General features: G+C 47.7%; 4 protein-coding genes and 2 tRNA genes. All 6 read right to left on the bottom strand.

Features of this window, described 5'->3' with window-relative positions; all coding sequences use genetic code 11:
• Positions 1-89: 89 nt before the first annotated feature.
• A tRNA-Gly gene (locus A1OO_RS05575) sits at positions 90-165 on the bottom strand.
• Between the two features lie 5 nt (positions 166-170).
• Positions 171-244, bottom strand: a tRNA-Cys gene (locus A1OO_RS05570).
• 285 nt (positions 245-529) lie between these two features.
• Positions 530-1,732, bottom strand: coding sequence for an enoyl-ACP reductase FabV (gene fabV / locus A1OO_RS05565; protein ID WP_016960473.1), 1,203 nt, complete (start codon positions 1,730-1,732; stop codon positions 530-532).
• A gap of 155 nt (positions 1,733-1,887) precedes the next feature.
• On the bottom strand, positions 1,888-4,182 hold the full coding sequence (locus tag A1OO_RS05560) for an acyl-CoA dehydrogenase (protein WP_017004847.1): 2,295 nt from the start codon (positions 4,180-4,182) through the stop codon (positions 1,888-1,890).
• 56 nt (positions 4,183-4,238) lie between these two features.
• A complete protein-coding gene (locus A1OO_RS05555; RefSeq protein ID WP_016960475.1) occupies positions 4,239-4,916 on the bottom strand; it encodes a TetR/AcrR family transcriptional regulator in 678 nt (225 codons plus the stop codon).
• Positions 4,917-5,539: 623 nt separating this feature from the next.
• A complete protein-coding gene (locus A1OO_RS05550; RefSeq protein ID WP_017004846.1) occupies positions 5,540-6,397 on the bottom strand; it encodes an SDR family oxidoreductase in 858 nt (285 codons plus the stop codon).
• Positions 6,398-6,705 lie beyond the last annotated feature (308 nt).

The raw sequence follows: 6,705 nt of genomic DNA, 5'->3' as shown, positions 1-6,705 counted from the left end.
ATCCCGCGTCCGATTAATCGTTCAAAGTACGATGTCAACTTGCCATATCTTACATGGCTTCACTCTCGATAACATCGACAATGAAAATTTGGAGCGACACATCGGGTTCGAACCGATGACCTCAACCTTGGCAAGGTTGCGCTCTACCAACTGAGCTAGTGTCGCAAATATGGAGGCGCGTCCCGGAGTCGAACCGAGGTACACGGATTTGCAATCCGCTGCATAGCCACTCTGCCAACGCGCCTTTGTTTCCATCCGCCTCTAGGAATTGATTCCCGCTGCGGTATGGGTTGGCATTCTACATAACTTTTTGAGGCTGTCACGCATAAATTTAGGGGTTTTAGTTCGTTTGCTTCTTTATCAACCAAATATGATAAATATCAGCCACATTGATCAAATTTTTAGCAATTTTTTCTGGTAATTTTCGTCACAGCCCATATAGGACGTGGTCTCAAGATTTGAGATACAAAAAAGCCAGCAAGGTTTTGCTGGCTTTTCAATAACAAACTAACGGGAGATCCGTCGCTCGTTAGATAGCTTGAACGTTAAATTCAATTTCTGTGTTGACGTCTACGTCGTAATCCACACCGTCGATACCGAAACCAAACAGTTTCAGGAACTCTTCTTTGTACTCAACGTAGTCGGTGAGTTCTTTCAAGTTCTCTGAGGTGATTTGAGGCCACAGCTCACGACAGTACTGTTGAATGTCATCACGCAGTTCCCAATCGTCTAAACGTAAGCGGTTTTCGCTGTCCACTTCTGGTGCCGTGCCATCTGCTTTGTACAGGCGTTGGTTGAACATGCGGTTGATTTGCTCAATACAGCCTTCGTGCACGCCTTCTTCACGCATTTTCTTAAACACCATCGCGATGTACAGTGGCATCACTGGGATCGCTGAAGATGCTTGTGTCACGACACTTTTCAGTACAGCAACGTTCGCGCTGCCACCGGTCGCAGACAGTTTCTCATTCAGCGCAGTCGCAGCACGATCAAGATCCATCTTCGCGCGGCCTAGCGCGCCGTCCCAGTAGATTGGCCAGGTTAGCTCAGTACCGATGTAGCTATAAGCAACGGTTTTGCAGCCGTCTGCCAATACGCCAGCATCACCCAATGCTTTGATCCATAGTTCCCAATCTTCGCCGCCCATCACGGTGATGGTGTCTTTGATTTCTTCTTCGGTGGCTGGATCAACACTGGCAGAGATGATTTCATCTTTGTTGGTATCAACCGCTGTTGAGGTGTATACCTCACCGATTGGCTTCAGTGAAGAGCGCACCACTTCACCCGTTTTTGGCAATTTACGGACTGGCGATGCCAGTGAGTAAACCACCATATCAATCTGACCGAGGTCTTCTTTGATTAGCTCGATGGCTTTCTTTTTAGCTTCATCAGAGAAGGCATCACCGTTCAAACTCTTCGAGTACAGGCCTTCTTCTTTAGCGAATTTGTCGAATGCGGCAGTGTTGTACCAACCTGCTGTGCCTGGCTTTTTCTCTGTGCCCGGCTTCTCGAAAAACACACCGATGGTCGCTGCACCGCCGCCAAACGCTGCAGTGATGCGCGATGACAGGCCATAGCCACTAGAGGAACCGACTACCAGTACACGCTTTGGTGCATTTGCAATGGGACCCTGAGCCTTGGTGTATTCGATTTGCTCTTTTACGTTGGCCTCACATCCTACTGGATGAGTGGTCGTACAGATAAATCCGCGAATTTTCGGTTTGATGATCATATTCAATGTTCCTTTCAAAGATGGGCTTAGGATAAATACTTCATCTTGTTTTAGCACTCGTTTTTGTCGCAAAAGGCGGGATTCAGCCAGTGGTTGGAGGTGTTGACGAAAAAAAACGCCGCAATTGCGGCGTTTTTGTCGATAAGATCGCGATGTTAAGCCGCTTTTCCCTTTTTGCTACGAGACGCTGCAGATTTCGTCGTATCGGCAAACCAAGACGGGTCAAAGTTATCAACCTGTATGGCTTTGGAGCGCAGTGCATCAGCCTGTTTGATTTGCTCGACTTCGTCTTTGGTCAGCACGTTAAGTTCCAGTGCTTTCTCGAGTCGCTCTGCCAGAATGCCCTTCGCAGGCAACTGACCTTTTTTCGCAGCGACAGCCAGTTTCTTCTCAAGCGGTTTAATGCCTTGCATGGCGTCAAATGCCCTTTCCATAATCGCGATTGGGTCGCTTTCTTTCGTGCCCACATAACAAAGGTGCGTTAAGCGTTCACGATGTGCGCCCGGCGTCATCAGTAGGTCTGCAATTTGATTTGCCACAACATCTGACGGCGCATCGTAGTGCATGCCAATGGGGAACAATAAGGTTCTTAGCGTGCGACCCACGCCTTTGCGAGGGAAGTTGTTAAACGCGCCATCAAATGCGTTAGCACACTGGTGCAAGCAATGTTGCAGCGAGTAGTGAACAAACGGCAAATCAGCTTGCTGACGGCCTTCATCTTCAAATCGCTTCAATACTGCAGACGCCAAATACAGATGGCTGAGCACATCACCTAAACGCGCTGATAGCATTTCGCGGCGTTTTAGTTCGCCACCAAGCGACAGCATGGATACGTCTGCGGTAACAGCCAGCGCACGGCTCATGCGTGATAGTTGACGATAATAGTCAGCCGTTTCACCAGACACTGGTGAGCCATTAAAACGTGAACGGGTAAACGCATTGGTCACCGCCATCATCACGTTTTTGGTTGCGAAGCCGATGTGCTTCATCAATAAGCCATCAAACTCTTCTGCGCCTTTCGCTGAATCAGGGTTAGCCGCCGCTTCCATTTCCTGAAGGACATAAGGGTGGCATCGTGTCGCGCCCTGACCGAAGATCATCAAGTTGCGCGTGAGGATATTTGCGCCTTCTACCGTGATGGCAACAGGCATCCCGAAGTAGTGGTGGCCGATATAGTTCATTGGCCCCAATTGGATCGCGCGTCCGGCATGAATATCCATTGAATCATTCAAGATGGTTCGTGCCAGCTCTGTCATGTGATATTTCGCAATAGCCGTGACAATGCCCGGTTTTTCTTTCATATCTAATGACGTGGTTGTCAGTGTACGCGCCGCTTCGAGCATGTAGGTGTAACCACCAATACGTCCCATGGCCTCTGCGACACCTTCAAATTTACCAATATGCATACCGAACTGTTTGCGCACGTAAGCATAAGCGCCTGTGGTGCGAGCAGTTAAGTGGCCCACAGCCGTGCCTAGTGCAGGCAATGAGATACCACGCCCGGCTGACAAACATTCCACCAGCATACGCCAGCCTTTGCCAACATAGTCTTGTCCGCCGATGACCCAATCCATTGGGATAAACACATCTTGGCCACGAGTTGGCCCATTCATAAATGAAAGACCGAGTGGGTTATGGCGCTCGCCAATTTCAACCCCTTTGTGATCCGCAGGGATCAGCGCACAGGTAATACCTAGTGGCGACTCTTCACCCAGTAAGCCGTCGGGATCTTGCAGTTTGAACGCCAAGCCCAATACCGTGGCGACGGGCGCCAAGGTGATATAACGCTTGTTCCACGTGAGGCTAATGCCCAGCACTTCTTTGCCTTCAAACTCTCCCATGCAAACCACACCCATATCTGGGATAGAGCCTGCATCAGAGCCCGCTTCCGGACCTGTCAGTGCGAAACAAGGGACATCGTCGCCGTTTGCCAAACGTGGCAACCAGTAGTTTTTCTGATCTTCTGTGCCGTAGTGAGTCAGCAGCTCGCCAGGGCCCAAAGAGTTAGGAACCATGACCGTTACTGCCGCACTCAAGCTGCGCGTTGCGATGCGAGAAACGATGGTTGAGTTTGCGTAAGCAGAAAACGCCAAACCGCCGAATTCTTTAGGAATAATGAGTGAAAAGAATTTCTCTCTTTTCATGAATTCCCACACTTCAGGTGGCAAGTCTTTGCGCTCTTGAACAATGTCGAAATCGTCCAGCATACCCAGTAGGGTTTCTAACTGGTTATCAAGGAAGTCTTGCTCGTCTGACGAGAGACGTGGTTTCGGGTAATGCAGCAGTGTGCTCCAATCTGGATTGCCTGCAAACAACTCGCCGTCCCACCAAACACTACCCGCTTCCATGGCTTCTCGTTCCGTGATCGAAAGCGGTGGCAGAACTTTCTTAAAAAACTTAAATGCAGGGTCGCTGATGTAGCGTCTTCTTAGTGATGGTTGAGAGCTCATGATTCAGATCCTTTTGTTTCGTCAGACGTTAATGTTTTTTTATTCTTATTGTTTTCTTACCCTGCACTGCGCGATGAATCGCTCGGCACAAGTGATAATTCCTTACCTGCTGGTGCATCTACGCCTGCAGCCAAGTAAGGGATCAGTCTGTCCACAATGTCTTCTGTTGACACATTGTGGCCAAAATCGTTTTCGGCTATTTCACTCAAAGCAACGTTAGAAGCCATGGTGAAAATGACCGCACCCAAGGTAAAGTGCAGACGCCAAAACACATGTTCTGGTTTCAGCGATGGGTTCGCTTTAATCACCGCTTGCGTGAACAGCTTGAGTACACTGTCGTAACGGGTTGTGATGAACCAACGCAAGTGACCTTGAACATCGGTGTAGCCTCGACCGATAAGCTGCATGAAGACAGACGCACCGTGACGACGGAAGGTATCTAAACCCAGCAACGGTTTTTTGGTGCACGCGAACACGTCTTCCATCGAAATATCGTCTTTCACCATCAGTAACTTCAGCTCTTGCTCAAGCAATGGCATGAACTCTTCGAGATAACGCGCTAACACCGCACGCACCAAGGATTTTTTGTCGCCAAAGTGATAGTTAACCGATGCGAGATTCACCCCAGCTTTGCTCGTGATCGTGCGAAGAGAGGTGTCTTTAAACCCATGTTCTGCAAAAAGTTGCTCTGCGGCATCAAGGATTTTGCCTTTGGTTTCGCCTTTCCCTGCCATATTCACTCACCTGTATTAAACAACCGTTTAACTTTACATCTCGTTAGCATTAATAACAACCCCAAAACATTTATCGGCGATTTTTCTCTCCGACATAAAAAAAAGAGCGATTAATAACCAACTGTTTAATAAGACATTAAGAGAATTGAAAAGATAAAAACGCTCATTTTTGAGAAAAAAATCACGTTTTTCGGGAACAAAGTCTGGTTACTCAGGTCACATATAATGCCACTGCTTTTTTTTAGAATTATTGATCTTCTAGTGCCCGCGTCAGATATTGAGAGCGGGCTTTTTTTCGTCTGGAGACAAGAGAAGTGTGCCGATCGAGGGGTCAATGAAGCGCAACGAAAATCAGAAAGAGAAAAATTTCACTTTTTTTGAACTTATTGAAATACACAGCGTCTGAATACCTGTAGATAAATGATAAGTGCCTTTAAATGTATCGCTGGCCGCCACACATGAATTTCAACTTATCACTAAATACTGCTGCTTTTTCTTACTCCTAATTACAAACATTTTTGTTGCCCGCTTCTTCTGAAGCGGGCTTTTTTTATCTGTACTATTTGGTGAGCAAACAAGATCAGTAAACAAGGTGACAAAAAGGCTGGCTTGTGCAGGGTGTTCTAGCTGTCTAATGCAGGCAGCGGCATGTCATATGGCGATGGATAACGCAGCGTCAAACCTAAGCGCTGAAGGGTAACATCTGATGATATCCACTTCCCTTCTCCACCATCTTCAATAAATTCTGGCTGGGGTAGCCCCATTGCCTGTGCCGCCCATCGATAAAAATCACTGCGAGTTGGATGGTCTAGCGCACTCAAGTGCAGCGTTTCACCGCCAAGCTGTTGTTTCATGATGGCTGAAATAGCGCGAATGCAATCATCACGATGAATCAAGTTCACGGGGTCTTTGCCACCTGTAATACCGGTTCGGCCTGCCATGTGCTTTGCCGGGTGTCTGGATGCGCCCACTAGTCCTGAAAGCCTCAACACCACACCACCGTTCGGAAACGCCTCTAGGATATAGCGTTCTATTTCTCGATGAGCAATGCCCGATTCTGTATTCGGATGGCATACGCTATCTTCAGAAATTTTGCCTTGGGCTTGCCCATATACCGATGTCGTACTGATGAAGATAAACTGTTGCGTGCCGCCTGCTTTTGCGCGATCAACCAAGGATTTCATGGCGACGACAAATTCAGTGCGATCGAATGTGCGTCTGCCTGGTGGAATGTTGGCGACAAAGACATCGCTACCAAAAAGCGACGAACTGTTCGCTTCGCTGATCTCCCCACTATGTCGGTTTTGATCATAGATATCAAAAACCACACCGTGAATGCCCTTTTTTGACAGATCAAAAGCGGCTTCTTTCGAGCGCTTGGTTCCTTGTACGTCAATGCCATCTTTGACTAGATTTTCTGCCAGCGCTAAACCCAGCCACCCGCATCCGCATACTGACACTGTTTTATATGGTTTCGGCATCGAAAGCCCCCTGTAATCCATTTTCACTTATACGAAAAAACCAGCGAACACGTGCCACAAGATCGGAATGCAACGCATGAACGATGAAAAAAAACACCGCTTTTGTGTAATTAAGCAACTAAAAGCGTGAATGAATACAAATTTTTTAACGTCAATTCTTGGTTAAAATGTCTTTCAGTGAATGTACCCGTTAGACTCAACTATAACATTGTTGAACTTAGATTTATTTCACCCAAGAGGTCAGCGACGACCGACTCATCATGTCGACAACACTTGCTGATAATTTAGACAGCGGAAGCCACGCGGTA

The sequence above is a fragment of the Enterovibrio norvegicus FF-33 genome, assembly GCF_000286835.2.
Lineage (GTDB): Bacteria > Pseudomonadota > Gammaproteobacteria > Enterobacterales > Vibrionaceae > Enterovibrio > Enterovibrio norvegicus_A.
Note: the sequence above shows the minus strand (reverse complement) of the source record. Positions and strands in the feature narration are given on the sequence as shown.